The sequence below is a fragment of the Delftia sp. DT-2 genome (assembly GCF_028401915.1).
In the GTDB taxonomy this organism is placed as follows: domain Bacteria; phylum Pseudomonadota; class Gammaproteobacteria; order Burkholderiales; family Burkholderiaceae_C; genus Comamonas; species Comamonas tsuruhatensis.
Genome location: NZ_JAQOTI010000004.1, coordinates 396,192 through 420,091, shown reverse-complemented (window position 1 = coordinate 420,091; position 23,900 = coordinate 396,192). Strand labels below are relative to the sequence as shown.

Sequence of the window (23,900 nt, the reverse complement as noted above, 5' to 3'; positions counted from 1 at the left end):
TCTCGCTTTCCCGCTTTCTTTTTTCCGCTTTCCCTTCCTCCACAGGAGGTCTCCATGAGCCTGCCTTACCCGCCGGGCCGCGTGTCCACGCCCGCGCCGGCCGAGTCGAACGGACTCGGCTATGCCTACTACGTCACCATCATCCTGCTGCTGGCCTACACCCTGTCCTTCGTGGACCGGCAGATCCTGGGCCTGCTGGTGCAGCCCATCAAGAAGGATCTGCAGCTGTCGGACTGGGTCTTCAGCATCGTCCACGGCTTTGCCTTCGCCATCTTCTACACCTTCGTCGGCATCTTCCTGGGGCGCCTGGCCGACCGCTGGAACCGCCGCAACCTCATCGTCATCGGCATGGCGATCTGGGTGGTGGCCACGGCGGCGGGCGGCTATGTCACGGGCTTCGTCTCGCTGTTCGTGGCGCGCATGTTCGTGGGCGTGGGCGAGGCGGCGCTGTCGCCGGCGGCCTATTCCATGCTGGCCGACTATTTCCCGCCCGAGCGCCGCGCACGCGCCATGAGCATCTACACCTCGGGCGTGTACATCGGCTCGGCCACGGCCTTCATCGTGGGAGGCCTGGTCATCCAGGCCACCAGCCAGGCCGGCGAGGTGGTGTTCCCGCTGCTGGGCAGCTTCAAGCCCTGGCAGGCGGCCTTCATCTTCGTGGCCCTGCCCGGCATTCCGCTGGTGGCGCTGATGTACACCGTGCGCGAGCCGCTGCGCCGGGGCCTGCAGGCCCGGGCCGCGTCCGCCAAAGTGGCCGCGCCCGCGGGACCGGCGCCCGACCTGTCCCATGTGTTGCGCAACAAGCGCGCCTTCCTGCCGCTGCTGCTGGCGCCGGGCATCACGGCCATGATCACCTTCGGCGTCACGGCCTGGCTGCCGGCCACCTTCATCCGCCAGTGGGGCTGGACGCCCGGCGAGATCGGCCCGGCCTACGGCGTCATCATCCTGACCTTCGGCATTGGCGGCATGCTGCTCAGCGGCTTCCTGGCCGACTACCTCACGGCGCGCGGCAAGCAGGTGGGGTCGATCGTCATCTCGCTGGTGGCCACCGGCGTGCTCGTCATCACCGGCCTGGTGCTGGCCTTTGCGCCCACGCCCACGGTGGCCTTGGTGGCCGTGGCGGCCACCACCTTCTTCCTGGGCATGCCGGTGGCGCTGGCGCCGCCGATCCTGCAGGCGGTCACGCCCAACCAGCTGCGCGGCCAGGTGACTTCCATCTACCTGCTGCTGATCAACCTGATCGGGCTGGGCCTCGGTCCCTTCCTCGTGGCCTTTTTCACGGACTTCGTCTTCCATGACGAAAGGCTCGTGGGCCTGTCGCTGGGCCTGGTGTCCGCACTGGCCGCGCTGCTGTCCGTGCTGTGCCTGGCCAGCGCCATCGGTCCCTACCGCCGCCTGGTCGCGGCCACGGAGGGCCGGGCATGAGCGCGCAGGCATCACATTGCTCGCACTACCAGCCGCCGCTGCAGGACATCCGCTTCGTCCAGCAGCACTGGCTGGGCGCCGAGGGCGACTGGCGCCGCATGCCGGCCCATGAAGCCCTGGACCAGGAGACGGCCGACATGGTGGTCGAGGCGGCCGGGCGCTTTTGCGCCGACGTGCTGGCCCCGCTCAACGGCCCGGCCGACCTGCAGGGCTGCCGCCTGCAAGAGGGCAGGGTGCGCACGCCCGACGGCTTTCCCGCCGCCTATGCAGCCTTCGTGGAGGCAGGCTGGCCCGCACTGGCCTGCGCCCCCGACGCTGGCGGCCAGGGCCTGCCCCAGCTGCTGGACGCCGCGCTGCACGAAATGCTGGCCTCGGCCAACCATGGCTGGACCATGTATCCGGGCATCCTGCACGGCGCCTATGCCTGCCTGCACGCGCATGGCGACGCGCACCTGCGCGCCACCTACCTGCCGCACATCGTCAGCGGCCGCTGGCTGGCCACCATGTGCCTGACCGAGCCCCAGGCCGGCTCCGACCTGGGCCTGCTGCGCAGCCAGGCCCGGCCCCGCGGCGATGGCAGCTATAGCCTGGACGGCAGCAAGATCTTCATCTCGGGCGGCGACCAGGACATGAGCGAGAACATCGTCCACCTGGTGCTGGCGCGCCTGCCCGATGCGCCTGAGGGAACGCGCGGCCTGTCGCTGTTCCTGGCGCCGCGCGGCATTCCCCGGGACGACGGCAGCTTTCTGCCCAACGCCATCCACTGCGATGGCATCGAAAAGAAGATGGGCATCAAGGGCAGCGCCACCTGCGCCATGCGCTTCGAGGGCGCGCAGGCCTGGCTGGTGGGCCAGCCTCACCAGGGCCTGGCTGCCATGTTCGTGATGATGAACTCGGCCCGCCTGCACGTGGGCCTGCAGGGCCTGGGCCATGCCGAGATGGCCTGGCAGCTGGCGCGCGCCTATGCGGCCGAGCGCCGCCAGATGCGCGCCCAGCCCCGGCCTGCCGATGCGCAGGGCCCCGCCGACCCCATCGCCCTGCAGCCGGCCGTGCAGCGCATGCTGGCCGACCTGCGCGTCTGGACCGAAGGCATGCGCGCCATTGCAGGCTGGGTGGCGCACCAGCTGGACCTGGCCGAACAGGCGCCGGATGCCGAGGAGCGCGCCCAGGCCCATGCGCTGGCCTCGCTGCTCACGCCCGTGGTCAAGTCCTTTTTCACCGAGCGGGGCTTTGCGCTGGCCAGCGAGGCGCTGCAGGTCTTCGGCGGCTACGGCTATGTGCACGAGTACCGTATCGAGCAGACGCTGCGCGATGCCCGCATCGCCATGATCTACGAAGGCACGAACCAGATCCAGGCGCTGGACCTGCTGCAGCGCAAGGTGGTCTCCAGCGGCGGTGCCGCGCTGGCGCCGCTGCTGAAGGTGCTGCGTGAAGAGGCCGATGCCTGCGACGCCGCGGGCATGGAGACCGGCTTTGCAGGCGCGCTGCGCAGCTGGGCCGAGCGCATGCAAGCGCTGACGGGCGAGCTGTGTACCGGCGCTGCCGGCGACAGGCAATTGCTGGCGCGTTGTGCCGAGGACTACTTGCGACTGGTCGGCACGCTGTGCATGGCCTTTGCCTGGGCACGCGCGGCGCGCGTCAGCCTGCCGCTGGCCGATCCGGCGCTGCGCCGCTCCAAGGCGGACAGCGCGGCCTGGTTCCTTGCGCATGGCCTGCTGGATGCGGAGCACTGGCTGCGCCGTACCGAGGCCGCTGCCCGTACGCCGCTGCCAGCCGCCGTGGCTTGAGCGGGCTGCCGGGGCTTTTATGATGGAACGCCGCACCGGCCCTGCAGAACCGCAGGCGCCGGTGCGGCCTTGCCTCGTTGCGCCTTCTTCCTCTTCCGGATCCGTGTCCATGGACAGCTCCTTCGAACCCGCCGTCGACCAGTCGCGCCTGCAGCGCTTTCTGGGCTACCGCCTCACGCGCGCGGAAATCCACATCCACAAGCTGTTTGCGCGGCGCGTGGCCGAACTGGACCTCAAGCCCAGCGAGTTCTCCATCCTGGTGCTGATCCACTCCAATCCCGGCATCTACCTGCGCCAGCTGGGCGAGGCGCTGGACATCTCGCCCTCCAACCTGGTGCCCGTGGTCGAGCGCCTGGTGCAGCGCGGCCTCATCGGGCGCCAGCCCGATCCGCGCGACCGCCGGCTGCAGCAGCTGCACCTGACGGACGACGGCAGCGCACTGCAGGCGCGGGCCGAAGGCGTGGTGGTGCAGCTGGAAGACGAACTGGAGCAATTGCTCACCGCCACCGAGCAGCGCCATCTGCTGTCTGCCCTGGACAAGCTCACGGCCATCCAGGAAGGCCCGCAAGGCTGAGCGGGCGGGACGCCATCTTTCCAACCCCTGGCCGGCGCCGGCCATGCGGCGCTGCGGCACAATGCCGACCATGCTGATGTACCCGCAGATCGATCCCGTGGCCCTGCAGATCGGGCCCCTCGCCGTGCACTGGTACGGCCTGACCTATCTGGCCGCCTTCGGCCTCTTCCTCTGGCTGGGCACGCGCAGGCTGCGCCACCCGCCCTTCGTGCGCATGCAGGGCGACCGCGCCTGGACGCGCAAGGACGTGGAAGACATTCTTTTCCTGGGCGTGCTCGGCGTGGTCGTCGGCGGGCGGCTCGGCTATTGCCTGTTCTACAAGCCCGGCTACTACCTCAGCCATCCGCTGGAAATCTTCTACGTCTGGCAGGGCGGCATGAGCTTTCATGGCGGGCTGATCGGCGTCATCGGCTCCATGGTCTGGTTCGCGCGCTCGCGCGCACGCTCGTGGCTGGAGGTGGCCGACTTCGTCGCGCCCTGCGTGCCCACGGGCCTGGCGGCGGGCCGTGTCGGCAACTTCATCAATGGCGAACTGTGGGGCCGCTTTGCCAGCCCCGAGCTGCCCTGGGCCATGGTCTTCCCGCAAAGCGGCTCCATGCTGCCGCGCCATCCTTCGCAGGTCTACCAGTTCCTGCTCGAAGGCCTGCTGCTGTTCGTGCTGCTGTGGCTGTATGCACGCAAGGAGCACAAGCCGGGCCAGGTGGCGGCGGTCTTCCTGACCGGCTATGGTGCCTTCCGCTTCATTGCCGAGTACTTCCGCGAGCCTGACGACTTCCTGGGCCTGCTGTCGCTGGGGATGAGCATGGGCCAGTGGCTGTGCGTGCCCATGGTGATCGGCGGCATTGCCATGTGGCTCTGGGCGGCGGGGCGTCCGGCCTATCCGGCCCATGCGGGCAAGCCGGCCTGAATCTGGCTGGACACAATGCGAAGCGGGCCCTGGGCCCGCTTTCTTTTTGGCGTGGCGCGCGCGTGCTGGGGATTGCCCGAAGACAAGAACGCGACATCGGCGTACACGCGCTGGCGTACAGACTCCCATAATGTGAGCAGCAAGGGATTGTCATTGGCCCGTTGGCGGCATGACAGTCCCGTGACCGCTTGATATGGAGGAGTGTCTGAATGGGTCTGGCTACCGACTGGATTGCCCGCAATGTGTCCCGCTTTCGCAGCACCGAGGCCGCTGCGCCTGCAAAAAAGGCCGAAGGCGATGCAGCCAAGGCTCCCGCGCCGCGCGGCACGGCCCAGCGCCTGCAGGCCACCCTGCGCCGAGGCCAGGAAGTGCTGTCCCCGCGCGAGTTGCGCAAGCTCATGGAAGACCTGCAGGCTGCCGCCGACGCAGCGCTCAGCGATGTTGAGGGTGGCCGCCACGCGCAGCAGCTGATGGACTGGTATGCCCAGGCCGAGCTGCCGGCGCGCCAGGATTTCTGGGCGCTGATCGTCGAGCAGTTCGGTCCCGACACCGACGCCTTGATGACCGCACGCAAGCGCTATGACACGGCCACCAGCGACGCCGAGCGCGGCCATGCCGAAATGGATCTGCGCCGCGCGCTGATGTCGCCGCGCACGCGGCTGCTGCAGCGGTTTGCCCAGCCCCAGGGCGGCATGGGCTTTCTGGTGGACCTGCGTGCCGAACTGCTGGCCCTGCCCAAGGCGGAGCAGCAGCGCTTTTCCGCGCTGGATGCCGAGCTGGAGCATCTGTTTTCCACCTGGTTCGACGTGGCCCTGCTGGAGCTGCGCCGCCTGAGCTGGGACTCGCCGGCCTCGCTGATCGAAAAGCTCATCCAGTACGAGGCCGTGCACGACATCCGCAGCTGGGCCGATCTCAAGAACCGCCTGGACAGCGACCGCCGCTGCTACGGCTTCTTTCACCCCCGCATGCCCACCGTGCCGCTGATCTTCGTGGAGGTGGCGCTGGTGGACAAGATGTCCGACAGCATTGCCCCACTGCTGGACGAGACCGCCGCAGCCTCCGACCTGGGCCGCGCCACCACGGCCATCTTCTACTCCATCAGCAACACCCAGACCGGCCTGCGCGGCGTGAGCTTCGGCGACTCGCTGATCAAGCATGTGGTGGAGACGCTGACGGGCGAATTCCCCCGGCTGCGCCATTTCGCCACGCTGTCGCCCATTCCGGGCCTGCGCGCCTGGATCGCCAAGCACGGCGACGCCATCCTGGAGAAGATGGACGAGCGCCAGCGCAAGGCCTTCGAGCTCAAGGCGGGCGGCATGGGCGCCGAGCACCTGCTGGCGGCGCTGGATGCGCCGCAGGATCTCAAGCCCGACGCGCCCGTGCGCCGCGCCCTGCTGTTCTGCGCTGCCCACTATCTGGGGCGCGAGACGGCCAAGGGCCGGCCGCTGGACCCGGTGGCGCGCTTTCACCTGGGCAACGGCGCGCGCGTGGAGCGGCTCAACTGGGCGGCCGACCTGTCGGCCAAGGGACTCAAGCAGTCGCTGGGCCTGATGGTCAACTATCTCTACGACCTCAAGCGCCTGGACAAGCATCGCGGCCTGCTGGCGCAGGGCCGCATACCGGTGTCCTCGGACATCGAAGCCCTGTGCAAATGAAAAGGGGCGCGGCGCAGGCCGTGCCCCTTTTCTTGCACATGGATTGCTGCGCCTGACAACGAAGACAGCCTCAAAGAGGCGACAAGGAGACAAGTCATGCAAGCTTCCCACCCCACGGGGCGGCGCGCGGTGTTGCGCGCGGCCGGGGCCTCGATGGCCGCGCTGGCCCTGCCCATGGCAGCCCGCGCCGCGACGGACTGGCCGTCCAAACCCGTGAACCTGGTCGTGCCGTTTCCGGCCGGCGGGGGCACCGATGCCTTTGCCCGGCCGTTCTCGGCCCAGTTCGCCAAGAGCGCGGGAAAGACCCTGGTGATCGACAACCGTGGCGGCGCAGGCGGCACCCTGGGCGCCAGCTACGCGGCCAAGCTGGCGCCGGACGGCTACAACTTCTTCATGGGCGGCACCCACCATGTGATTGCGCCGTCCATGTACCCCCGCCTGGACTATGACCTGGAGCGCGACTTCGTCGCGCTGGCCCTGCTGGCCAGCGTGCCCCAGGTGCTGGTGGTCAACCCGCGCAACGTGCCGGGCAAGACCGTGCAGGAGCTGCTGGCCGACCTGCGCAAGCGGCCGGGCAAGCTCAACTACGCCTCGGCGGGCGCGGGCACATCGCACCATCTGGCCGGAGAGCTGTTCAAGCTGCAGACCAATACCTTCATCACCCACATTCCCTATCGAGGCGCAGGCCCGGCGCTGCAGGACCTGATCGCCGGCAATGTGGACATGATGTTCGACGGCCTGGGCTCCTCGGCCCAGCACATCAAGAGCGGACGCATCCGCGCGCTGATGGTCTCTGGCGACAAGCGCAACCCCGCCTTCCCGGACGTGCCCTGCGCGGCCGAGTCCGGCCTGCCCGACTACACGGTCACCACCTGGTACGGCCTGTGGGCGCCCAAGGGCACGCCGCAGGCGGTGCAGGCCCAGGTCATCGACCAGGTGCAGCGCATAGGCTCGGCCGAAGAGATCAAGTCCATCTGGGCGCGCAACGGCGCCGACTACGGCGGCATGAACCAGCAGCAGTTCGCGGCCATGGTGCATGGCGAGATCGCGCGCTGGGCCCAGGTGGTCAAGGCCTCGGGCGCCAAGCTGGAGTAGCGGACGAGGGGCCGGTCAGGGCGGGGGCAGGGCAGGGACAGGGCGGCGGCATGCGCGTGCATGTCACCACCCTGTCACGGGCCTTGGCTACGGTCCATCCCTTCTGAGCTCCATCCTGGGAGGGAATATGAACAAGGCAGACAAGGTCCGCTCGCCCGCATCCGTGCTGCTCGCGCTGGTCCTGGCTTTCGGCACGGCCACGGGCCTGGCAGGCTGCGGCGGCAGCGACGACGGCCCCGAGACCATCGGCTCGCTGCGCCTGATCGGCGACTACAGCATCAGGACCAAGACACTGTTCGACGGCGTGGAGTTCGGCGGCATCTCCGGCCTGGACCGCGCGCCCGATGGCAGCTACTGGGCCATCTCCGATGAGCGCGGCGGCGAGCGTGGCACGCCGCGCTTCTACAACCTGGGCATTCAGTTCGATGACAAGGCCATCCAGGCCGTGACCATCCGCAAGATGGTCACGCTCAAGGGCCGCGACGGCCAGCCGCTGCCCGGCACGCGCCGCACCGTGGACCCCGAAGGCATCCGCGTGGCGCCCAACGGCAATCTCTACGTGTCCAGCGAGGGCAACTTCAGCACCGACCCCGCCAGCCTGTTCCAGCCTTTCGTGCGCGAGATCAGGGTGGACGGCAGCTTCGTGCGCGACTTCGAGACGCCTGCGGCCTTCAACTACGTGGACAACACCACCAGCGGAGGGCGCAACAACAAGCTGTTCGAGGCCCTGGCCGTCACGCCCGACGGCAGCGTGTTCACGGCCAACGAGGATGCGCTGGTGGAAGACGGCCCCCTCACCACGCTGGCGGCGGGCAGCGTGGTCCGCGTCCTCAAGCTCGATCCGGCCACGGGCAAGTCCGGCGCGCAGTACGTCTACCAGCTGCCGAAGATTCCGCTGGACAAGGCCGCCAGCGGCAGCTTTCCGCCGGACAACGGCCTGCCCGAGCTGCTGGCCGTCTCCAACCACGAGTTCATCGCCATCGAGCGCGCCTTTGCCGACGGCGTGGGCAACACCATCCGCCTGACGCGCGCCACCATCGAGCCGGACACCACCGATGTGCGCAGCTTCAAGAGCCTGGTGGGCGCCAGCTACAAGCCCATGAAGCGCGAGCTGCTGCTGGAGATGCCCGTGACCTACCAGGGCGTCAAGCTGGACAACATCGAAGGCATCTCCTGGGGCCCGCGCCTGGCCAACGGCAACCGCACCCTGGTGCTGGTGGCCGACAACAACTTCGCGGACAACCAGGTCACGCAGTTCCTGGCCTTCGAAGTGCGGCCCTGAGCCCTCTTCGGGCTATCTCGGCTTGCGCGGGCGTTCATAGCCTGCGCTTGCGGGCGCGCCCAGCACCATGTCGGTGAAGGCGCTGCCGCCTGCGCAGATGTGCTGGCGCATGGCCTCGGCGGCCACCTCCGCCTGGCCCGCGCAGATCGCAGACACCACGGCCACGTGCTCCTGCTGCGAGCGCGCCAGGCGGCCCGGCTTCTCGAACATCCGGCCCCGGTAGGGCGTGATGCGCAGCCGCAGCAGCCGGGTCTGTTCCACGATGAAGTCGTTGCCGCTGGCCTCGTATATCAGTTCGTGCAGCTGCATGTTGGCCTGCACATAGCCTTGGGCATCCTGCGCCTGGGCGCAGGCGGCGGTGTGCGCCAGCGCCGCCTGCAGCCGCTCGCGCAGCTGCGCATGGATGCGCGTGGCGGCCAGCCGGGCCAGCACGCCTTCCAGCTCGGCCAGGCCTTCCATCATGGCCACCAGCTCGCGCGCATCCAGCCGCCGCACATAGATGCCCGAGCGCGGAACGATCTCCACCAGCCCCTTGGCCACCAGCAGCAGCAGCGCCTCGCGCACGGGCGTGCGCGAGGCGCCGAAGCGCTCGCACAGGGCCGGCTCGTCGATGGCATCGCCGGGCTGCATGGCGCCCGAGCGCAGCTCGTCTTCCAGCGATTGCCGTATACGCTCCTGCAGGCTGGACGTGGCCGGGGTTTTCTCCAATGGCTGCTTGGCTGGAAGCATTTTCTAATTCAAATATATCTGATTGACTGACTGATACATATGACGCCCAGACTCGACATCCAGGATCACCTGGCCACCATCACGCTGCAGCGCCCCGAAGCGGCCAACAAGCTGGCCCCCGAAGACCTGGGCACGCTGGTCGCGCATGTGGAGCTTATCAACCGCCGCGACGATGTGCGCGTGGTGGTGCTGCGCAGCGAGGGCAAGTACTTTTGCAGTGGCTATGATATATCAGAGATCCAAGGCAGCCAGACCGAGGGCAGCAGCTTCGGCGAGATGGTGGACGCCATCGAGCAATGCCGCGCCGTGACCGTGGCCGCCATCCACGGCGGCGTCTACGGCGGTGCCACCGACATGGCCCTGGCCTGCGACTTTCGCGTGGGCAGCACGGCGGCCGAAATGTTCATGCCGGCCGCGCGCCTGGGCCTGCATTTCTACGCGGGCGGGCTGGAGCGCTATGTCTCGCGCCTGGGCCTGGACACGGCCAAGCGGCTGTTCCTGACCTGCGAGCGCATCCAGGCCCCGGAGATGAAGGCCTGCGGATTCCTCACCCATCTGGCCGAACCCGCCGCCTTCGACGCGGCCGTGGCCCAGCTCACCGGCACGCTGGCCGCCATGGCGCCCATCCCTTTGTTCGGCATGAAAAAGCACCTGAACCTGATTGCGCGCGGCCGCCATGACGTGGCCGAGATCACGCGCGAGGTGCAGCGCAGCATCGCCTCCGAAGACCTGCAGGAAGGCGGCCGGGCCTGGCGCGAGAAACGCAGCCCGGAGTTCAAGGGGCGCTGAACCGCATCCTCCCGCATACACGCAGATTGCCCGTGGTGCTGCCTACCGCCCACAGCCCACGGAACCGGCGCGGCCCAACCCGGGGACACCGAGGAAGGGCCTGAGCCGGCCGCGCCGCCCCCGCACCGAGGGTGTCGCCGGTTGCCCGTACGCCCCCCTTTAGGGGGAAGGCGCGCAGCGACTCAGGGGGTATCAATAAACAGGAGACAAGCCATGTTCAAGCGTTTTGCACTGTCGTTGCTGCTGGCCGGATTGGCCGGTGGCGCGATGGCCCAGTCCTATCCCGCCCGGCCCGTCACGCTGGTCGTGGGATTTCCTCCCGGCGGCGGCGCCGACGCGGTGGCGCGCATCGTGGCCGACAAGGTCGGCAAGATCCTGGGCCAGCCCCTGCTGGTGGACAACCGCCCGGGCGCCGGCACCACGCTGGCCTCCGAGCATGTGGCGCGTGCAGCGCCCGACGGCTACACGCTGCTGCTGGGCAGCGCCAACATCTATGGCTCGGACCAGCTGCTCTACAAGAGCGCGCGCTATGAAGGCGCGCGCAATTTCACGGGCATCACGCGCTGGAGTTCGGCCCCCATGCTGCTGGCCGTGCGCAAGGATTTTCCGGGCCAGAGCGTGGGCGATCTGGTGGCGCTGGCGCGCAGCCAGCCCGACAAGCTCAGCTATTCCTCCTCGGGCGCAGGCGTGATCACGCACCTGGCCACGCTGTCGTTTGCGGGTGCCAGCGGCGGTCTGCGCATGCTGCATGTGCCGTTCAAGGGCGGGGCGCCATCGATACAGGCCGTGGCCGCTGGCGATGTGGACCTGACCTTCGGCACGCCGCCCTCCGTGCTGCCGCTGGCCCAGGCGGGCAAGCTGCGCATGCTGGCCGTGAGCACGGCCGAGCGCTCGCCGCTGTTCCCCGAGCTGCCGGGCATGAAGGAGTCTGGCGTGCCGGGCTTTGACTACACCTTCTGGTTCGGCCTGTTCGCCCCGGCGGGTCTGCCCGAGGACGTGGCCAGGAAGCTGTTCGATGCCAGCACCAAGGCCCTGGAAGACCCCGATGTGAAGGCCAGGCTGGCCAAGCAGGGCAATCTGGCCGCGCCCTCGGCATCCCTTGAGGAATTCCGTACCTGGGCCTTGAAGGAAGGTCAGGAGTCCAAGGCCTTGACCCAGCGTTCCGGAGCCGGATTGCAGTGAATATGAATGATCAAACCATGAATGAACAAGCCACGGGCCTGCCGCTGCAAGGCCTTACCGTCATCGACCTCACGCGCGTGCTGGCCGGCCCCATGTGCACGCAGATGCTGGCCGACCTGGGCGCGCGCGTGATCAAGGTGGAGCAGCCCGGCACGGGCGACGATGCGCGCGGCATCGGGCCGTTCGTGGACGGGGGCTCGGCCTATTTCCTCTCGGTCAATCGCAACAAGGAGTCGATTGCGCTGGACCTCAAGCAGCCCCAGGACCGCGAGGTCTTCGAGCGCCTGCTGCAAGGCGCCGATGTGCTGGTCGAGAACTTTCGCCCCGGCACCATGGACAAGCTCGGCTATGGCTGGGAGACCCTGCATGCACGCCATCCCCGGCTGGTGATGACCTCGGTCTCGGGCTTTGGCCAGACGGGACCCTACAGCGGCTTTCCTGCCTACGACATGGTGGTGCAGGCCATGAGCGGCATGATGAGCGTGACCGGCCACCCGGACGCCGGGCCCTGCCGCGTGGGCGTGTCCATCGGCGACCTGGGCGCGGGCCTGTACGCGGTCATCGGCACACAGGCGGCCTTGATGCGCCGCTCGCGCACGGGGCAGGGCGAGCGCGTCGATGTCTCCATGCTCGACTGCCAGGTGGCCTTGCTGGAAAACCCTGTGGCCCGCCTGGGCGCGCTGGGCAGCGTGCCGGGGCCTATCGGCACGCGGCATCCCTCCATGGCGCCCTTCGATGTGTTCGCGGCGCAGGACGGCTGGTTCGTCATCGCCGTGGGCAGCGATGCGCTGTTTCGCAAGCTCTGCGGCCTGCTGCAATTGCCCGAACTGGCGCAGGACGCGCGCTTTGCCGGCAACGCGCAGCGGTGCGAGCACCAGGCCGAGCTCAAGGCCGCGCTGCAGGCGCGCCTGCGGGACAGTCCCAGGGCGCATTGGCTGGGGTTGCTCACTGATAATGGCATCCCGGCGGGGGAGTACAACAGCGTGGCCGACATCGTCGAGCACCCCCAGGTGCGCGAGCGCGGCATGCTGGCCCAGGTGCAGACGCCCAGCGGCCAGACGCTGCGCGTGGCGGGCAATCCCTTGCAGGCCTCGCTCGGCCAGCCCCTGGTGCGCAGGCAGCCGCCCGCGCTGGACGCGGACCGCGAGCGCATCCTGCGCGAGCTGTCCGTGGCGCCGCCTTCGCCAATCCATGAACGTGCCTGAGATTTCCCGGTCCCCAGCGGATTCTTCCTTCTTCTTCACAGCCATGACCAACCGCAATCTGTTCGCTGCCTTGCGCGCCGCCTTTCCCCAGGATCTGCAAAAGTGGGCCGTAGAGGCCATAGGCGCTGACGGCGCCAGCCTGTTCTACAGCTGGGCAGACCTGGACCGTGGCAGCGCGCGCATGGCCAACCTGCTGCAGTCACTGCAGCTGCCGCCCGCCAGCCGCATTGCCGTACAGGTGGACAAATCGGTGGAAGCGCTGATGCTCTACCTGGCCACGCTGCGCAGCGGCCATGTCTTTCTGCCGCTGAACACCGCCTACCAGGCCGCCGAGATCGAGTACTTCGTGGGCAATGCCGAGCCCGCCGTCGTGGTCTGCACGCCGGCCAATTTCGGCTGGGTGTCCAAGATCGCCTTCACCTCGGGCGTGGCCCATGTCTACACCCTGGGCGACGACCGCAGCGGCACGCTGCTGGAGCGCGCCGCCCACCATGGCGACGAGCAGGAGGTGGTGGAGCGCGGCGAGGACGATCTGGCCGCCATCCTCTACACCAGCGGCACCACGGGCCGCAGCAAGGGGGCGATGCTCACGCACGGCAACATGCTGTCCAACGCCGAAACCCTCAAGGACTACTGGGGCTGGCAGGACGGCGACGTGCTTATCCACGCGCTGCCCATCTTCCATGTGCACGGCCTGTTCGTGGCCATCCATGGTGCGCTGCTCAACGGCAGTCCCATGATCTGGCTGGCCAGGTTCGAACCCGGCACGGTGATCTCGCGCATGCGTGACGCCACCGTCTTCATGGGCGTGCCCACGCTCTACGTGCGCATGCTGGCCGATGCGCGGCTCACGCGCGAGGCGGCGGCCCACATGCGGCTGTTCATCTCGGGCTCGGCACCCATGCTGGTGGAGACGCACCGCGACTGGCAGGAGCGCACCGGCCACGTCATCCTGGAGCGCTACGGCATGAGCGAGACCATCATGCTGACCTCCAACCCCTACCGTGCCGATGGCCGCAACGGCGGCCAGTCCGAGCGCCGCGCCGGCACCGTGGGCTTTGCGCTGCCCGGCGTGGGCGTGCGCATCGTGGACGACGCAGGCCAGCCGGTGGCTGTGGGCGAGATCGGCAACATCCAGGTGCGCGGCCCCAATGTGTTCAAGGGCTACTGGCGCATGCCCGAGAAGACGGCCGAGGAGTTCACGGCCGATGGCTGGTTCCGCACGGGCGACGTGGGCAAGCTCGACGAGCGGGGCTATGTGAGCATCGTGGGCCGCAGCAAGGACCTGATCATCTCGGGCGGCTACAACGTCTATCCGGCCGAGATCGAAGGCTTCATCAACGAGCTGCCCGGCGTGGCCGAAAGCGCCCTGGTCGGCGTGCCGCACCCCGACTTCGGCGAGGTGGGCGTGGTGGTGGTGGTGCCGCGTCCCGGCGCTTCGCTCGAGCCCCAGGCGGTGGTCGATGCGCTCAAGGGCCAACTGGCCAATTTCAAGATTCCCAAGCGCTGCTTCGTGGTGCAGGAGCTGCCGCGCAACACCATGGGCAAGGTGCAGAAGAATCTCCTGCGCGACCAGCACAAGCAGTTGTTCGCCTGAGTGGTCGCCAAGGCGCGGGTCGCGCCCTGGCCTGATTGAAAAAGCAAAAGGCATCGGCGCCGCCGATGCCTTTTTTTGTGCAGCGAAAGCCGAAGCTGCCGCTACCCTTCAGCGCAGTACCAGCACGGGAATGTGGGTGTGCGTGAGCACGTGCTGCGTCTCGCTGCCCAGCAGCAGGCGCTGCAGGCCCTTGCGGCCGTGCGAGGCCATGACGATGAGGTCGCAGTCGCGGCGCTTGGCCACGTCGATCACGCTTTCGGCCACCAGGTCGGACTTGACGATCTCCGTGGTCACGTGGACCTTGAGCGCCTGGCCCTTGGCGTGGATGGCATCCAGCACGGTCTGCGCGTTGGCCGTCCACTGGCCTTCGATGCGTTCGATCTGCTTGAGATCCACGGTTTCGCCGCCTTCGAAGTAGCTGCGCGGATAGTGCTGGACCACCTTGACGACGATCACGCTGGCGCCGCACAAAGCGGCAAGGCCCAGGCCGCTGTCCACGGCCTTGTCGGAAAGCTCGGAACCGTCGGTGGCGATCAGGATGCGGTTGTACATGCGTGCTCCTTTCGTGTGTGCTGATGGGTGGGACGAAGTCAGCATAGACCCAACCATGAGTTAACGGTTGATTAATGTCAATACGCTTATCATGCCCCCCGATTACGCTAAGAACCATGCCCCACACCATTGCAGCCCCATCCAGCGAGGCGGCGGTGGCGGCGCCTGATTCAGGTCTCTCGCCCTCGCAGCAGGCCACGGCCCGACTGCTGGATGATCCGCAGGAGTGGAGTTCGTTCGGACGGCCCGCAGGCCCCGCAACTCCCGCCGACCCTTCCAAAGAACCCACCGATTTCCCTGCCTGGGATTCGCACGTCGTTCTGGAGGGCATGCACTGTGCCGCATGCGCGCTGACCATCGAGGATGCGCTGCGGGCCGTGCCCGGGGTGGAGAAGGCCGAAGTCAGCGCAGCCACGCGCCGCGCGCGAGTCACCTGGCGCCACGAGCAGGTGCTTCCATCCCAGTGGATGGAGGCCGTGCGGCGCGCCGGCTACCAGGCGCTTCCTGCGCGCGATGCCTTTGCGCGCGAGCGCCGCCAGGCCGAAAGCCGCCGTGCGCTGTGGCGCTGGCTGGTGGCCGGCTTTTGCATGATGCAGGTGATGATGTATGCGTGGCCCGCCTACGTGGCCCGCCCCGGCGACCTGTCGCAGGAGATGGAGACGCTGCTGCGCTGGGCCTCCTGGGTCATCTCGCTGCCCGTGGTGCTGTTTTGCTGCGGCCCCTTCTTCTCCAGCGCGCTGCGCGACATACGCCAGCGCCGCGTGAGCATGGACCTGCCCGTGGCGCTGGGCATGCTGATCACCTTCGTGATCAGCTCGCTGGGCACCTTCGATCCTTCGGGGCCCTTCGGCGAGGAAGTCTTCTACGACTCGCTGACCATGTTCGTCTTCTTCCTGCTGTCCGGCCGCTGGCTGGAGCTGCGGCTGCGCGACCGCACGGCCGGCGCGCTGGAAGCCGTGATGAACCGCCTGCCCGATGCCGTGCTGCGCGAGAACGCGGCCGGCCACTTCGAGCGCGTGGCCACGCGCCGCCTGCGTGCCGGCGACCTGGTGCGCGTGCTCAGCGGCGAGGCCTTCCCGGCCGACGGCACCATCGTGCGCGGCCGCACCCATGCCGACGAGGCCCTGCTCACGGGCGAGTCCACGCCCGTGCTGCGTGCCGAGGGCGACAGCGTCACGGCCGGCAGCTACAACCTGGACGCCGTGGTCGATGTGCGCGTGGACGGCGTGGGGGCCGACACGCGCTTTGCCCAGATCGTGGGCCTGATGGAAAGCGCCTCGCTGCAAAAGCCGCGCCTGGCCCAGCTGGCCGACAAGGTGGCGCGGCCCTTCCTGGTCGTGGTGCTGCTGGCCGCGCTGGGCGCTGCCATCTGGTGGTGGCCCACCGATCCCGGCAAGGCCATGATGGTGGCCGTGGCCGTGCTCATCGTCACCTGCCCCTGCGCGCTGTCGCTGGCCACGCCCGTGGCCATGCTCACGGCCGCCGGCACGCTGGCGCGCAGCGGCGTGCTGGTGCGCAACCTGCAGGGCCTGGAAGCGCTGGCCGCCGTGGACACCCTGGTGTTCGACAAGACCGGCACGCTCACACGCGACGGCCTGGCGCTGTCCTCGTTCGAGCCTGCGCGCGGCGAGGATGCCGACGAGGTGCTGGCGCTGGCGGCGCTGCTGGCGCGCCAGTCCATGCACCCGGCCTCGCGCGCCATCGCGCAGGCTGGCGCCCATGCCGCGACGCACTGGAAGCTGGACACCATGCAGGAAGTGGCAGGCCTGGGCCTGGACGCCTGGGTGCAGGGCCCGGGCGGACGCCGCCATCTGCGCCTGGGATCTGCCCTGCATGCGGGCGTGGCGGGCGAGCAGCCCGTGCAGGGCGTGTTGCTGGCCGAGCAGACCGAACAGGGCTGGCATACGCTGGCGCGCTTTGTACTCAGCGAGGACGTGCGGCCCGAAGCCGCCGCCGTCGTGCAGGCGCTCGGCAAGCAGGGCATCGCCGTGATGCTGCTGTCCGGCGACCGCGAGGACGCCGCACGCGCCATGGCGGCGCGCGTGGGCATCACCCAGGCCCACGGCGGCTGCAGCCCGCAGGACAAGCTGGAGCGGCTGCAGCAGGCGCAGGCAGCCGGCCACCATGTGGCCATGGTGGGCGACGGCCTCAACGACGGCCCAGTTTTAGCTGGAGCGCATGTCTCTTTTGCTTTTGGTAGAGCAGTGCCGCTGGCACAATCGCGCGCAGATTTCGTTGTTCTGGGCGACAGCCTGGAACTGGTGCTCCAGGCATGTCTGTTGTCGCGCCGCACACTGCAGGTGGTGCGCCAGAACATGGCCTGGGCTGCCGCTTACAACGCGGTGTCGATTCCACTGGCCCTGGCGGGCTTCATGCCTGCCTGGGTGGCCGGCCTGGGAATGGCACTGAGTTCGCTGCTGGTGGTGCTCAACGCCGCGCGCCTTGCGCGCAGCCTTCCACTGGCCTTGACGAATCACACGGGCACGCCTGCTGCGCCCGCAGCGTCCGTCACCATGCCGACGGGCTCCACCGCAACGGTGGGGAGGTTCTGACTATGGACATTCTCTATTTACTGATCCCGCTGTCGGTGGTGCTTGTGCTCGCCATCCTCGCGGCCCTGTGGTGGGCCGTCTATCGAGGGCAATTCGAGAGCGTGGAACAAGAGGGCGAACGCATTCTTCGGGACGATTGACGTGGGTCAACACGCCCGACAGCGAAGAAAGTAACACTTTGATAGCAATCTAAGGGGTGCACGATGGATAGTTCAAATAACAACGCTGTCTATTACGACGATACCGTCGTAAGGCAGTTCTCTATCATGGCCGTCGTCTGGGGGGTGGTGGGCATGGCTGTCGGGGTGTTGATCGCCTCGCAGCTGGCCTGGCCGGAACTCAACTTCGGCATTCCATGGCTGAGCTACGGACGCCTGCGTCCGCTGCACACGAACGCCGTGATCTTTGCCTTTGGCGGATCGGCGCTGTTCGCAACCAGCTACTACGTGGTGCAGCGCACCTGCCAGACGCGGCTGTTCATGCCCAAGCTGGCCAGCCTGACCTTCTGGGGCTGGCAGATCGTCATTCTCGCTGCCGCGATCAGCCTGCCGCTGGGCTACACCCAGGGCAAGGAGTACGCCGAGCTGGAGTGGCCGATCGACCTGCTGATCGCCGTGACCTGGGTCTCGTATGCCATCGTGTTCTTCGGAACCATCGGCATCCGCAAGGTCCGTCACATCTATGTGGCCAACTGGTTCTTCGGCGCCTTCATCATCGCCGTGGCGCTGCTGCACATCGTCAACAGCGCGGCCATTCCGGCCGGCTGGATGAAGAGCTACTCGGCCTACGCCGGCGTGCAGGACGCCATGGTGCAGTGGTGGTACGGCCATAACGCCGTGGGCTTCTTCCTGACCGCAGGCTTCCTGGGCATGATGTATTACTTCATTCCCAAGCAGGCTGGCCGTCCGGTCTACAGCTACCGCCTGTCCATCGTCCACTTCTGGGCGCTGATCTTCACCTACATGTGGGCGGGTCCTCACCACCTGCACTACACCGCGCTGCCCGACTGGACGCAGTCCGTGGGCATGGTGTTCTCGCTGATCCTGCTGGCTCCCAGCTGGGGCGGCATGATCAACGGCGTGATGACGCTGTCGGGCGCATGGCACAAGCTGCGCGACGACCCCATCCTGCGCTTCCTGATCGTGTCGCTGTCGTTCTACGGCATGTCCACGTTCGAGGGTCCGATGATGTCCATCAAGACCGTCAACGCGCTGTCGCACTACACGGACTGGACCGTGGGCCACGTTCACTCGGGCGCCCTGGGCTGGGTGGGCCTGATCACCATGGGCTCGCTGTACTACCTGATCCCGCGCCTGTTCGGCAAGACCAAGATGCACTCGGTGGGCGCCATCGAGCTGCACTTCTGGATGGCCACCATCGGCATCGTGCTGTACATCGCCGCGATGTGGATCGCCGGTGTGATGCAGGGCCTGATGTGGCGCGCCGTCAATCCCGATGGCACGCTGACCTACACCTTCGTCGAAAGCGTCAAGGCCAGCTATCCGTTCTACGTGATCCGCGTGGCCGGTGGCCTGCTGTACCTGGGCGGCATGCTGGTCATGCTGTGGAACACCTGGAAGACCGCGATCTCCGGCCGTTCCGTGAAGGTGGCCGTGCCTGCCGTCGTGGCCCACGCCTGAGCGTCTAGGAGCATTACTCATGTCCGATCACAACCATAGCGCTCCCAAGAGCTTTTCCCACGAGAAGGTGGAAACCAACAATTTCCTGCTGATCGTGCTGACCTTGCTGGTGGTCGCCGTCGGCGGCCTGGTGGAAATCGTTCCGCTGTTCTTCCAGAAGTCGACCACGGAAGCGGTGGCGGGCCTCAAGCCCTACACGCCGCTGCAGCTGATGGGCCGCGACGTCTATCTGCGCGAGGGCTGCTACAACTGCCACTCGCAGATGATCCGCCCCTTCCGCGCCGAGACCATGCGCTACGGCCACTACTCGGTGGCTGGCGAGTTCGTCTACGACCACCCCTTCCAGTGGGGTTCCAAGCGCACGGGTCCCGACCTGCACCGCGTGGGCGGCAAGTACAGCGACGAATGGCACCGCATCCACCTGAACAACCCGCGCGACGTGGTGCCCGAGTCCAACATGCCTGCCTACTCCTGGCTGGAGAAGAACAAGGTGGATGACACCGTGGTCGCCCAGCACATGAGCGCGCTGCGCAAGGTGGGCGTGCCCTACAGCGACGAGGAAATCAGCGGCGCCGCCGAGCAGGTCAAGGGCAAGACGGAAATGGACGCCGTCATCGCCTACCTGCAGGTGCTGGGCCGTTCGGTCAAGTAAAGGAGAGCGACATGGACATCACCACCATGCGCATCGTGGCCACGCTGGCCTCTCTGGCCTGCTTCATCGGTATCTGGTGGTGGGCGTTCGCCCGCCGCAACCAGGCCCGTTTCGAAGAGGCCGCCCAGCTGCCGTTCGAGCAAGACTGAGTCCCTCCACCAGAACGAGAACTTCCCATGAGCGATTTCGTAAACAACTTCTGGTCGATCTATGTCACGGCGATCACGCTGGGCGGCATCATCGGCTGCCTGCTGCTGCTGTATCTCACCGCACGCAAGAAGGTGGTCCCCTCGGCCGACAACACCACGGGCCACGTCTGGGACGAGGACCTGCGCGAGCTGAACAACCCCATGCCCAAGTGGTGGATGTGGCTGTTCATCATCACCTCGGTGTTCGGCTTCGCCTACCTGGCGGCCTATCCGGGCCTGGGCTCGTTCGCGGGCAAGCTGGGCTGGACGCAGCTGGGCGCCTATGAAAACGAGATGGCCAAGGCCCGCGCGGACCTGGAGCCGCTGTACGCCAAGTTCACGAGCATGAGCACCGAAGACATGGCCAAGGACCCCCAGGCCATGGCCATCGGCGAGCGCCTGTTCATGAACAACTGCGCGCAGTGCCACGGCTCGGATGCACGCGGCGGCAAGAGCTTCCCCAACCTGACCGATGGCGACTGGCTGCATGGCGGCACGCCCGACAAGATCAGGGAAACCATCACGGCGGGCCGCATCGGCATCATGCCGCCCATGGCCGCTGCCGTCGGCACGCCCGATGATGTGCGCAACCTCTCGCACTATGTGCTGAGCCTGTCGGGCAGCCCGCACGACTCGCTCAAGGCTTCGCTGGGCAAGTCCAAGTTCACGGCCTGCGCCGCCTGCCATGGCATGGACGGCAAGGGCAACCAGGCCCTGGGCGCGCCCAACCTGACCGATGACATCTGGCTGCACGGCTGGGGCGAGGCCGCCATCACGGCCATGATCAACAACGGCAAGCACAACGAGATGCCTGCCCAGAAGGACAAGCTGACCGAGGCGCAGATCGCGGTGCTTGCCTCCTATGTCTGGGGCATGTCGCACAAAGACGGCGCAGTCCGTCAATAAGGACAGGGGGCGGCGCTGCGGCGCCGCCTTTTTGCCTTTTGAGTTTTCAGATATTCCAAAAAACCAAGGAACCCACCATGAAGCCCGAGAACGGGGATGATGCCGGGAAGCCTCCCCGCAAAGTCATTCCGATCACGCCTGCCGACCCGGACCCGGGCCAGCTGGTGTCGATGTTCGAGTCCGAGAAGAAGGTCTACCCGCGCTCCATCAGCGGTGTCTTCGCACGCTGGCGATGGGCTCTGGTATTTCTCACCCAACTGGTTTTCTATGGCCTGCCCTGGCTGGAATGGGGGCAGCGCCAGATGGTGCTGTTCGACCTGGGTGCGCGGCGCTTTTACCTGTTCGGGCTGGTGCTGTACCCGCAGGATTTCATCTACCTGGCGGGCCTGCTGATCATTTCGGCGCTGGCGCTGTTCCTGTTCACGGCCGTGGCCGGTCGCCTGTGGTGCGGCTTTTCCTGCCCGCAGACGGTCTACACCGAAATCTTCATGTGGGTGGAGCGCAAGGTCGAGGGCGACCGCAGTGCGCGCATGCGCCTGGACAAGAACGGCTGGACCTTTGAAAAGCTCTGGAAGAAGTCGCTCAAGCAGTTGCTGTGGATTGCCATTGCCCTGTGGACCGGCTTCACCTTCGTGGGCTACTTCGTGCCCATCCGCGAGCTGGGCGGCGAGCTGCTGGCGCTGCAGGGCAGCTGGCAGGTCTTCTGGGTGCTGTTCTACGGCTTCGCCACCTATGGCAACGCCGGCTACATGCGCGAGCAGGTCTGCAAGTACATGTGCCCCTATGCGCGCTTTCAGAGCGCCATGTTCGACCGCGACACCATGATCGTCAGCTACGACACGGGCCGGGGCGAGCCGCGCGCGCCGCGCACCAAGAAGGTGGACTACAAGGCCCAGGGCCTGGGCGACTGCATCGACTGCAAGATGTGCGTGCAGGTCTGCCCCGTGGGCATCGACATCCGCAACGGCCTGCAGTACGAATGCATAGGCTGCGGTCTGTGCATAGACGCCTGCAATTCCATCATGGACAAGATGGAGTATCCGCGCGGCCTCATCCGGCTGACCACGCAGAACGCCATGGCCGGCCTGTGGCGGCGGGCCCAGGTGCTGCGCCGCATCTTCCGTCCGCGCGTACTGGTCTACTCGGCCGTGCTGATCGGCCTGAGCATGGCCATGATCGTGAGCCTGGCGCTGCGCCAATCGGTCAAGGTCGACGTGATACGCGACCGGGCGTCGCTGTCGCGCATCGTCGCGGGCGGCAAGCTGGAAAATGTCTACCGCCTGCAGATCATGAATGCCACCGAGCAGGCCCAGCGCTACCGCATCAGCGCCCATGGCCTCGACGGGCTGGAGCTGGCGTCCGAGCAGGAGGTCGAGGTCGGCCCGGCCGAGACGCGCGGCATTGCGGCGCGGCTGCAGATTCCCTACGGTTCCGCCGAGCCGGGCTCGCACACCGTATTCTTCGATATCGATGCCGTGCATTCAGGCGCGGGACGCGCGTCCGAAAAGGCCGTCTTCCTGGTGCCCCGGTGATATGTCTGGCCGGCGCCGCCCAGGCTGCGCCGGCTGTTTGAAAGAAAGAGGTTATCCATGTCTTCCAGTCCCGCAGTCTCCGCGCCCGCCACGGCCCCTTCGCATCCGGACGCCGGCAAGCCCTGGTGGAAGTTCGCCCATGTCTGGCTCGTGGTGGCCGGCCCGGCCGCCGTCGTGGTGGCTGGCGTGGTCACGGCCGTCATTGCGATCAATGGCGCCGATCCCGTGATCGATCCTGACTATTACCGCAATGGCATCACCATCAACGAGCGTGCCGATGGCGTGCGCGAAGTGCCCAAGAGCCTGGCGCCCGCGGTCACCGGCCGCAACCACGCGGCCACGCCCGCGCAGGACCATCCCACGGACCGCTGAACGCAGGAAAATGCCGTGCACAAGGCCGCAGTCGCGGCCTTTTTTGTATGGTGGATGGCATCTCCAGCATGCGCGAGGGCCAAGGGTTTCCTACAGGCAGTGCAGGGTGCGCAGGGCTTGGCACGGTGCGCGGGCGGCGCGCACAATGAAAGCCACCCCTCGACAGCTCAAGGAGATCGCTGATGTTGGCCCAACGCTGGATGTGGATTGCCTGGCCGGCCTTTCTGGCCGCCGCCGTGATGGAGATGCTGGTATTCGCCTTCGTGGACCCGCTGGAGCTGCACTGGCTCGGCGACCTGGGCTGGTCGCGGCAGGGAATCTACACGCTGGCCTTCTTCGCCTTCTGGGGTGTGACCATGCTGTCCAGCCTCATGACCACCATGCTGGGACGCTCCACGCACGATCTCAACGACGGCGTGGTCTCCGAGCCGGACCCAAATCTGGCCATGCAGGGCCTGGGGCGCGATTGAACCTGCGTGCACTGCAATGGCAATGAACAAGGCCCGCGATCGCGGGCCCTGTTCATTGCCGGGGGGCGGGGTCTTGCGGCCTCACTGGCACTGCTGGCTGTTGACGATGCGCTTGAGCGCGTCCGTGTCCAGGATGCGCAGATGGCGCTGGCGCACCTCGATGATGTTTTCTTCGGCAAACTTCGAGAAGGTGCGGCTCACCGTCTCCAGCTTCAGGCCCAGGTAGCTGCCGATTTCCTCGCGCGTCATGCGCAGCACCAGTTCCGACTTGGAAAAGCCCCGGGCGTGCAGGCGCTGCACCAGGTTGAGCACGAAGGCGGCCAGGCGCTCCTCGGCACGCATGCTGCCCAGCAGCAGCATCACGCCATGCTCGCGCACGATCTCGCGGCTCATGACCTTGTGCACATGGTTTTGCAGGGCCGTGACCTCGCGCGACAGGTCCTCCAGCTTGTCGAAGGGCATGACGCAGACCTCGGCGTCTTCCAGCGCGACCGCATCGCAGGTGTGGTGGTCGTTGACGATGCCATCCAGGCCGATGATCTCGCCGGCCATCTGAAAGCCCGTGACCTGGTCGCGCCCGTCCTCGGTGGCCACGCAGGTCTTGAAGAAGCCCGTGCGGATGGCGTACAGCGAGGTGAAGGACTCACCGTTGCGAAACAGCAGGCCGCCGCGCTTGACCTTGCGGCGCGTGGCCACGATGTCGTCGATGCGCTGCATCTGCTCGGCATCCAGGCCCATGGGCATGCACAGCTCGCGCAGGTTGCAATTGGAACAGGATGCTTTGATGGTCTGAAGGTTCATGGAGTAAA

The 23,900-nt window shown here is 67.2% G+C and carries 23 protein-coding genes; 20 read left to right on the top strand and 3 right to left on the bottom strand.

Features of this window, described 5'->3' with window-relative positions:
* Positions 1–54: 54 nt before the first annotated feature.
* The 7 genes from PO605_RS09330 (at position 55) to PO605_RS09300 (ending at position 8,725) form a co-directional block, all read left to right on the top strand.
* On the top strand, positions 55–1,425 hold the full coding sequence (locus PO605_RS09330; RefSeq protein ID WP_272206343.1) for an MFS transporter: 1,371 nt from the start codon (positions 55–57) through the stop codon (positions 1,423–1,425).
* A complete protein-coding gene (locus tag PO605_RS09325; RefSeq protein ID WP_272206342.1) occupies positions 1,422–3,212 on the top strand; it encodes an acyl-CoA dehydrogenase in 1,791 nt (596 codons plus the stop codon). Before PO605_RS09330 ends, PO605_RS09325 begins: the two co-directional genes overlap by 4 nt.
* Before the next feature lie 109 nt (positions 3,213–3,321).
* Entirely contained in the window at positions 3,322–3,786 is a 465-nt protein-coding gene (locus PO605_RS09320) for a MarR family winged helix-turn-helix transcriptional regulator (protein WP_043789709.1), read from the top strand.
* A gap of 61 nt (positions 3,787–3,847) precedes the next feature.
* Positions 3,848–4,693 carry a prolipoprotein diacylglyceryl transferase gene (lgt, locus tag PO605_RS09315; protein WP_223275185.1) on the top strand — a complete coding sequence of 282 codons (846 nt, stop codon included), beginning with the start codon at positions 3,848–3,850 and terminating at the stop codon, positions 4,691–4,693.
* Positions 4,694–4,902: 209 nt separating this feature from the next.
* Positions 4,903–6,348, top strand: a complete 1,446-nt coding sequence (locus PO605_RS09310; protein ID WP_016445189.1) for a malonyl-CoA decarboxylase — start codon at positions 4,903–4,905, stop codon at positions 6,346–6,348.
* A gap of 96 nt (positions 6,349–6,444) precedes the next feature.
* Positions 6,445–7,443 carry a Bug family tripartite tricarboxylate transporter substrate binding protein gene (locus PO605_RS09305; protein ID WP_026062480.1) on the top strand — a complete coding sequence of 333 codons (999 nt, stop codon included), beginning with the start codon at positions 6,445–6,447 and terminating at the stop codon, positions 7,441–7,443.
* Between the two features lie 127 nt (positions 7,444–7,570).
* Positions 7,571–8,725: an esterase-like activity of phytase family protein gene (locus tag PO605_RS09300; RefSeq protein ID WP_272206339.1), complete on the top strand. Its 1,155-nt coding sequence runs from the start codon at positions 7,571–7,573 to the stop codon at positions 8,723–8,725.
* 12 nt (positions 8,726–8,737) lie between these two features.
* Here PO605_RS09300 and PO605_RS09295 read toward each other — a convergent pair whose 3' ends face one another.
* The gene (locus PO605_RS09295; protein ID WP_016453084.1) at positions 8,738–9,454 is read right to left on the bottom strand and encodes a GntR family transcriptional regulator; all 717 of its coding nucleotides are present in this window, start codon (positions 9,452–9,454) and stop codon (positions 8,738–8,740) included.
* A 39-nt stretch (positions 9,455–9,493) separates the two neighbouring features.
* On the opposite strand from PO605_RS09295, the gene PO605_RS09290 reads away from it, so the two are divergent.
* From PO605_RS09290 to PO605_RS09275, 4 genes are all read left to right on the top strand, one after another.
* Entirely contained in the window at positions 9,494–10,243 is a 750-nt protein-coding gene (locus tag PO605_RS09290) for an enoyl-CoA hydratase/isomerase family protein (RefSeq protein ID WP_017405751.1), read from the top strand.
* Positions 10,244–10,456: 213 nt separating this feature from the next.
* On the top strand, positions 10,457–11,425 hold the full coding sequence (locus PO605_RS09285) for a Bug family tripartite tricarboxylate transporter substrate binding protein (protein WP_047469660.1): 969 nt from the start codon (positions 10,457–10,459) through the stop codon (positions 11,423–11,425).
* A gap of 17 nt (positions 11,426–11,442) precedes the next feature.
* Entirely contained in the window at positions 11,443–12,630 is a 1,188-nt protein-coding gene (locus tag PO605_RS09280; protein ID WP_047469664.1) for a CaiB/BaiF CoA transferase family protein, read from the top strand.
* 43 nt (positions 12,631–12,673) lie between these two features.
* Entirely contained in the window at positions 12,674–14,227 is a 1,554-nt protein-coding gene (locus tag PO605_RS09275; RefSeq protein ID WP_016453080.1) for a malonate--CoA ligase, read from the top strand.
* Between the two features lie 108 nt (positions 14,228–14,335).
* On the opposite strand, the gene PO605_RS09270 is transcribed toward PO605_RS09275, so the two are convergent.
* On the bottom strand, positions 14,336–14,779 hold the full coding sequence (locus PO605_RS09270; RefSeq protein WP_016445196.1) for a universal stress protein: 444 nt from the start codon (positions 14,777–14,779) through the stop codon (positions 14,336–14,338).
* Positions 14,780–14,895: 116 nt separating this feature from the next.
* Between PO605_RS09270 and PO605_RS09265 the strand changes: the two genes are divergently transcribed.
* The 9 genes from PO605_RS09265 to PO605_RS09225 all read left to right on the top strand — a co-directional run bounded on the left by PO605_RS09265 (position 14,896) and on the right by PO605_RS09225 (position 23,091).
* Positions 14,896–17,331 (top strand): heavy metal translocating P-type ATPase, encoded by a 2,436-nt coding sequence (locus PO605_RS09265; protein ID WP_047327124.1) that lies wholly within the window; start codon positions 14,896–14,898, stop codon positions 17,329–17,331.
* Between the two features lie 2 nt (positions 17,332–17,333).
* Positions 17,334–17,471, top strand: a complete 138-nt coding sequence (gene ccoS / locus PO605_RS09260; protein ID WP_013803228.1) for a cbb3-type cytochrome oxidase assembly protein CcoS — start codon at positions 17,334–17,336, stop codon at positions 17,469–17,471.
* Positions 17,472–17,534: 63 nt separating this feature from the next.
* Positions 17,535–18,971, top strand: coding sequence for a cytochrome-c oxidase, cbb3-type subunit I (gene ccoN, locus PO605_RS09255; protein ID WP_016445198.1), 1,437 nt, complete (start codon positions 17,535–17,537; stop codon positions 18,969–18,971).
* A gap of 19 nt (positions 18,972–18,990) precedes the next feature.
* Positions 18,991–19,623: a cytochrome-c oxidase, cbb3-type subunit II gene (ccoO, locus tag PO605_RS09250; RefSeq protein WP_016445199.1), complete on the top strand. Its 633-nt coding sequence runs from the start codon at positions 18,991–18,993 to the stop codon at positions 19,621–19,623.
* Positions 19,624–19,634: 11 nt separating this feature from the next.
* On the top strand, positions 19,635–19,772 hold the full coding sequence (locus PO605_RS09245; RefSeq protein ID WP_016445200.1) for a cbb3-type cytochrome oxidase subunit 3: 138 nt from the start codon (positions 19,635–19,637) through the stop codon (positions 19,770–19,772).
* Between the two features lie 27 nt (positions 19,773–19,799).
* Positions 19,800–20,717, top strand: coding sequence for a cytochrome-c oxidase, cbb3-type subunit III (gene ccoP, locus PO605_RS09240; protein WP_016445201.1), 918 nt, complete (start codon positions 19,800–19,802; stop codon positions 20,715–20,717).
* A gap of 77 nt (positions 20,718–20,794) precedes the next feature.
* On the top strand, positions 20,795–22,249 hold the full coding sequence (ccoG, locus tag PO605_RS09235) for a cytochrome c oxidase accessory protein CcoG (RefSeq protein WP_016445202.1): 1,455 nt from the start codon (positions 20,795–20,797) through the stop codon (positions 22,247–22,249).
* Between the two features lie 57 nt (positions 22,250–22,306).
* Positions 22,307–22,621, top strand: a complete 315-nt coding sequence (locus PO605_RS09230) for a FixH family protein (RefSeq protein ID WP_016445203.1) — start codon at positions 22,307–22,309, stop codon at positions 22,619–22,621.
* Between the two features lie 182 nt (positions 22,622–22,803).
* Positions 22,804–23,091 carry a hypothetical protein gene (locus tag PO605_RS09225; protein WP_016445204.1) on the top strand — a complete coding sequence of 96 codons (288 nt, stop codon included), beginning with the start codon at positions 22,804–22,806 and terminating at the stop codon, positions 23,089–23,091.
* Positions 23,092–23,172: 81 nt separating this feature from the next.
* Here PO605_RS09225 and fnr read toward each other — a convergent pair whose 3' ends face one another.
* Positions 23,173–23,892, bottom strand: coding sequence for a fumarate/nitrate reduction transcriptional regulator Fnr (gene fnr / locus PO605_RS09220; RefSeq protein WP_016445205.1), 720 nt, complete (start codon positions 23,890–23,892; stop codon positions 23,173–23,175).
* Positions 23,893–23,900: the final 8 nt, after the last annotated feature.

Coding starts and splice junctions, on each gene's coding strand:
- PO605_RS09330 (WP_272206343.1), top strand. CDS start 55: ATGAGCCTGCCTTACCCGCCGGGCCGCGTGTCCACGCCCGCGCCGGCC.
- PO605_RS09325 (WP_272206342.1), top strand. CDS start 1,422: ATGAGCGCGCAGGCATCACATTGCTCGCACTACCAGCCGCCGCTGCAG.
- PO605_RS09320 (WP_043789709.1), top strand. CDS start 3,322: ATGGACAGCTCCTTCGAACCCGCCGTCGACCAGTCGCGCCTGCAGCGC.
- lgt (WP_223275185.1), top strand. CDS start 3,848: ATGCCGACCATGCTGATGTACCCGCAGATCGATCCCGTGGCCCTGCAG.
- PO605_RS09310 (WP_016445189.1), top strand. CDS start 4,903: ATGGGTCTGGCTACCGACTGGATTGCCCGCAATGTGTCCCGCTTTCGC.
- PO605_RS09305 (WP_026062480.1), top strand. CDS start 6,445: ATGCAAGCTTCCCACCCCACGGGGCGGCGCGCGGTGTTGCGCGCGGCC.
- PO605_RS09300 (WP_272206339.1), top strand. CDS start 7,571: ATGAACAAGGCAGACAAGGTCCGCTCGCCCGCATCCGTGCTGCTCGCG.
- PO605_RS09295 (WP_016453084.1), bottom strand. CDS start 9,454: ATGCTTCCAGCCAAGCAGCCATTGGAGAAAACCCCGGCCACGTCCAGC.
- PO605_RS09290 (WP_017405751.1), top strand. CDS start 9,494: ATGACGCCCAGACTCGACATCCAGGATCACCTGGCCACCATCACGCTG.
- PO605_RS09285 (WP_047469660.1), top strand. CDS start 10,457: ATGTTCAAGCGTTTTGCACTGTCGTTGCTGCTGGCCGGATTGGCCGGT.
- PO605_RS09280 (WP_047469664.1), top strand. CDS start 11,443: ATGAATGAACAAGCCACGGGCCTGCCGCTGCAAGGCCTTACCGTCATC.
- PO605_RS09275 (WP_016453080.1), top strand. CDS start 12,674: ATGACCAACCGCAATCTGTTCGCTGCCTTGCGCGCCGCCTTTCCCCAG.
- PO605_RS09270 (WP_016445196.1), bottom strand. CDS start 14,779: ATGTACAACCGCATCCTGATCGCCACCGACGGTTCCGAGCTTTCCGAC.
- PO605_RS09265 (WP_047327124.1), top strand. CDS start 14,896: ATGCCCCACACCATTGCAGCCCCATCCAGCGAGGCGGCGGTGGCGGCG.
- ccoS (WP_013803228.1), top strand. CDS start 17,334: ATGGACATTCTCTATTTACTGATCCCGCTGTCGGTGGTGCTTGTGCTC.
- ccoN (WP_016445198.1), top strand. CDS start 17,535: ATGGATAGTTCAAATAACAACGCTGTCTATTACGACGATACCGTCGTA.
- ccoO (WP_016445199.1), top strand. CDS start 18,991: ATGTCCGATCACAACCATAGCGCTCCCAAGAGCTTTTCCCACGAGAAG.
- PO605_RS09245 (WP_016445200.1), top strand. CDS start 19,635: ATGGACATCACCACCATGCGCATCGTGGCCACGCTGGCCTCTCTGGCC.
- ccoP (WP_016445201.1), top strand. CDS start 19,800: ATGAGCGATTTCGTAAACAACTTCTGGTCGATCTATGTCACGGCGATC.
- ccoG (WP_016445202.1), top strand. CDS start 20,795: ATGAAGCCCGAGAACGGGGATGATGCCGGGAAGCCTCCCCGCAAAGTC.
- PO605_RS09230 (WP_016445203.1), top strand. CDS start 22,307: ATGTCTTCCAGTCCCGCAGTCTCCGCGCCCGCCACGGCCCCTTCGCAT.
- PO605_RS09225 (WP_016445204.1), top strand. CDS start 22,804: ATGTTGGCCCAACGCTGGATGTGGATTGCCTGGCCGGCCTTTCTGGCC.
- fnr (WP_016445205.1), bottom strand. CDS start 23,892: ATGAACCTTCAGACCATCAAAGCATCCTGTTCCAATTGCAACCTGCGC.